This is a genomic window from Comamonas sp. Z1, assembly GCF_008121555.1.
Classification (GTDB): Bacteria; Pseudomonadota; Gammaproteobacteria; order Burkholderiales; family Burkholderiaceae_C; genus Comamonas; species Comamonas thiooxydans.
The window spans coordinates 1-2,471 of the sequence record NZ_VOQT01000053.1 but is presented as its reverse complement, the minus strand read 5'-3'; the positions used below and the strand labels follow the sequence as shown (position 1 = coordinate 2,471).

Sequence of the window (2,471 nt, the reverse complement as noted above, 5' to 3'; positions counted from 1 at the left end):
TGTTGATTTCCACCCAGAAGTGACCCACTAGCCCCCGGTTTTTCCATCTCAATCTGACCCACGCATTAACCCTAGCCTGCTGCTTTCTTGTGCAGCAGGAGACCAGGAGTGATTGACGTGGCTACTTTGAGTGTCATCCGGCGCTGGGCTTTGCGTGAGCACCTGTCCATCCGAGAGATCGCCCGCAGAACTGGGCTTTCTCGCAATACCATCCGCAAGTATTTGCGCTCCGACGTTGTGCAACCTCAACTTGCACAGCGCACCATTGCCACCAAGCTCGACCCCTTCGCCAGCAAGCTGTCAGGCTGGCTGCGTACAGAAGTCAACCGCTCTCGCAAGCAGCGGCGCACGATCAAGCAGATGTTTCTGGACTTGCAGGCGTTGGGCTACACCGGCTCCTACAACCGAGTCGCTGCCTTTGCCAGAGTATGGAAGGCCCAGTGTCATGCGGCGGAGCAGACATCAGGGCGAGGCGTTTTTGTGCCCCTGGTCTTCGGTGCTGGAGAAGCCTTCCAGTTTGATTGGAGCGAGGATTGGGCTGTCATTGCGGGTGTACGCACCAAGCTGCAAGTGGCTCACTTCAAGCTCAGCCACAGCCGAGCCTTCTATCTGCGGGCTTATCCCCTGCAAACCCATGAGATGCTGTTCGATGCCCACAACCGTGCCTTTGCGGTGTTTGGAGGCGTCCCTAGGCGGGGGATCTACGACAACATGCGCACAGCCGTCGATCGTGTCGGCCGTGGCAAGCTCAGAGAGGTCAACGCCCGCTTCAGTGCTATGGCCAGCCATTTCCTGTTCGAGGCACAGTTTTGCAATCCGGCCTCGGGATGGGAGAAGGGACAGGTCGAGAAGAATGTTCGGGACGCTCGCCATCGTATCTGGCAATCTGTACCAGCGTTTCCGACACTCAGAGCCCTCAACGATTGGCTAGAGCAACGGTGTCAACAGTTATGGCAAGAGATTGCGCATGGCCAATTGCCTGGCTCACTTGCTGATGTGTGGGAGCAAGAACGCTCAACCTTGATGCCCATGCCTCGGCCGTTTGACGGCTTTGTCGAGCATGCCAAACGAGTCTCTCCCACCTGCCTAGTTCACTTCGAGCGCAATCGCTACAGCGTGCCGGCCTCTTATGCCAACAGGCCCGTGAGCTTGCAGGTTTATGCCGACCGCCTGGTTGTCGTGGCCGAAGGTCAGTTCGTCTGCGAGCACCCGCGCATCATTGAGCGCAATCACCAAGGCTCAGGGCGTACGGTCTATGACTGGCGCCATTACCTGGCCGTATTGCAGCGCAAGCCTGGCGCATTGCGCAACGGTGCGCCGTTTGTCGAGTTGCCAGACGCATTCAAACGACTGCAAGCTTTGCTCCTGAAGCAACCTGGCGGCGATCGCGAGATGGTGGAAGTTCTTGCCTTGGTGTTGCAGCACGATGAGCAAGCCGTCCTGGCCGCTGTCGAGTTGGCACTGGAGGATGGCGCACCCCGCAAGACCCACATCATCAATATCTTGCACCGCCTCATTGATGGAACACCGGAACCTGAGCCCATCCATTCACCCCAAGCCTTGGCCTTGATCGTTGAGCCACAAGCCAACGTCGTGCGCTATGACCAACTCCGACAGGTGCGCCATGCGTCATGACCCCGCCATTGCTGCGATCATCATCATGCTGCGCCAACTCAAGATGTTTGGCATGGCCCAGGCCGTGACAGAACTTGCAGAGCAAGGCTCACCAGCCTTTGAAGCAGCACACCCCATACTGTCGCAACTGCTCAAGGCCGAGAGTGCTGAGCGAGAAGTGCGCTCCATTGCCTATCAACTCAAGGTCGCCAGGTTCCCGGTCTACAGAGATCTGGCAGGCTTTGACTTCGCACACAGTGAAGTCAATGAAGCCTTGGTACGCAGCCTTCATCGCTGTGAGTTCATCGAGAAGGCTAACAACGTGGTGCTTGTCGGTGGGCCTGGCACGGGCAAGACGCACATTGCTACAGCACTGGGTATTCAGGCCATTGAGCACCACCGTCAAAGGGTGCGCTTCTTCTCTACTGTTGAGTTGGTTAATGCGCTGGAGCAAGAGAAAGTGCAAGGCAAAGCCGGACAGCTCGCCCACAGGCTGGTGCATACGGATCTGGTGATTCTCGATGAGCTGGGCTATCTGCCCTTCAGCTCATCTGGCGGTGCGCTACTGTTTCATCTGCTCTCGACGCTTTACGAACGCACCAGCGTAGTAATCACCACCAACCTGAGCTTCAGCGAATGGGCCAGCGTGTTTGGTGATGCCAAGATGACCACGGCCCTGCTGGACCGCCTGACCCATCACTGCCATATTCTGGAAACAGGCAACGACAGCTACCGCTTCAAGCACAGCAGTGCAGTCCAACAACCGCCCATGAAGAAGGAGAGAAACAAAACCTGATCCACATCTTGAGCCTTGCGGCTCAAGTCAAAGGGTGGGTCAGTTTGAGATGGAAATGGCG

The 2,471-nt window shown here is 57.1% G+C and carries 2 protein-coding genes; both read left to right on the top strand.

The annotated features are described in order from the left end of the window. Window positions 1-108: 108 nt before the first annotated feature. On the top strand, window positions 109-1,635 hold the full coding sequence (gene istA, locus FSY45_RS27650) for an IS21 family transposase (protein WP_046462866.1): 1,527 nt from the start codon (window positions 109-111) through the stop codon (window positions 1,633-1,635). Next, on the top strand, window positions 1,625-2,410 hold the full coding sequence (gene istB / locus FSY45_RS27645) for an IS21-like element helper ATPase IstB (RefSeq protein WP_012838594.1): 786 nt from the start codon (window positions 1,625-1,627) through the stop codon (window positions 2,408-2,410). Before istA ends, istB begins: the two co-directional genes overlap by 11 nt. The last annotated feature ends 61 nt before the right edge of the window (window positions 2,411-2,471 follow it).

Excerpts from the sequence above, each read along its gene's own strand:
- istB (WP_012838594.1), top strand. The coding sequence starts at position 1,625 with ATGCGTCATGACCCCGCCATTGCTGCGATCATCATCATGCTGCGCCAA.